At 39.6% G+C, this 1,000-nt stretch carries 1 protein-coding gene; it reads right to left on the bottom strand.

Annotated elements, in window-relative coordinates; translation table 11 throughout:
- Positions 1-1,000: tetratricopeptide repeat protein (locus A3761_RS23770; RefSeq protein WP_197473219.1), on the bottom strand; the 1,000-nt coding region annotated here is incomplete at both ends.

Below are 1,000 nucleotides of genomic sequence, written 5' to 3'. Positions count from 1 at the left end.
GGGTCACTTCCCCTAAGTTTGATGAGCCGTAGGAATTATCGGGGTAACCATATTTTTGTGATAATAAATCCTTTATTTCATCGATATACCACTTATTAGAAGATGGAAATTTATACTGAATCTGTGCCAAATAATCACCTGATGAACCATAATCATTTCCATCTGATTCTTGAGAATAGAAAACTAACATCTCTGTTGAGCCAGGCATGATATTTCTGGAATTATAATTATCTGCAAAATAGCTATATTTCTCTCGAGTAGGCCTAGCGCCTGCCTCTTTTATGGCTGACCGCATTTCATCTCGGGTAGCGCCGTAGAGATGAATACCAAATAGCTTCGGAGAATTCGGGTGTTTTTTCTGAATGGCTAGCATATTTTCCAATGTTTTAAGATTGTTTACTGCATACTCATTGCCAGAATCAGCGGCCAACTTAAATAACTCCTTAGCTTTCGTTAAGTCTTTTTCTCCTCCTTCGCCACGCTGATACATTAATGCTAAATTATTCTGAACGGCACTTGAGGGTTTATCAGAGAGCGCTTTCTCGTACCAACTCCTAGCCGCAGTTAAATCCTTGCTAACACCCTCTCCTTCACTTAAGAAATAAGCCACGTAAAAATAAGCGTCTGATTTCCCGTTATCAGCAGCTTTCTTAAAATATTTATAGGCTTCTCGCGTGTTCTTCGATACCCCTTTACCATCTTTTAGCAGAAGGGCTAACTGATATGCTTCATAAGCGCCATCTTGATCTGCAGCTAAGTTGTACCATTTTGCAGCCTCAGAATAATCAGGCGTTCCAAGTTTTCCCAACCTATATATGTCACCGAGATAACCTTGGGCATCGTAATGCCCCTCTTTGGCAATCGGCAACCAAACTTGAAGTGCTTCGGAAAACTTTTTACTCTCATAAAGCTTAAGGCCTTTTTTATAATCATCAGCAAAGATTGTGTTTAAAGAATTTTTGCTATATTGATCACCGGCTGTTGAGGCTTTTCTAAACCA

The sequence above is a fragment of the Oleiphilus sp. HI0123 genome (genome assembly GCF_001635315.1).
The sequence above is the reverse complement of the archived record's forward strand: the minus strand, read 5'-3'. Positions and strand labels throughout refer to the sequence as shown.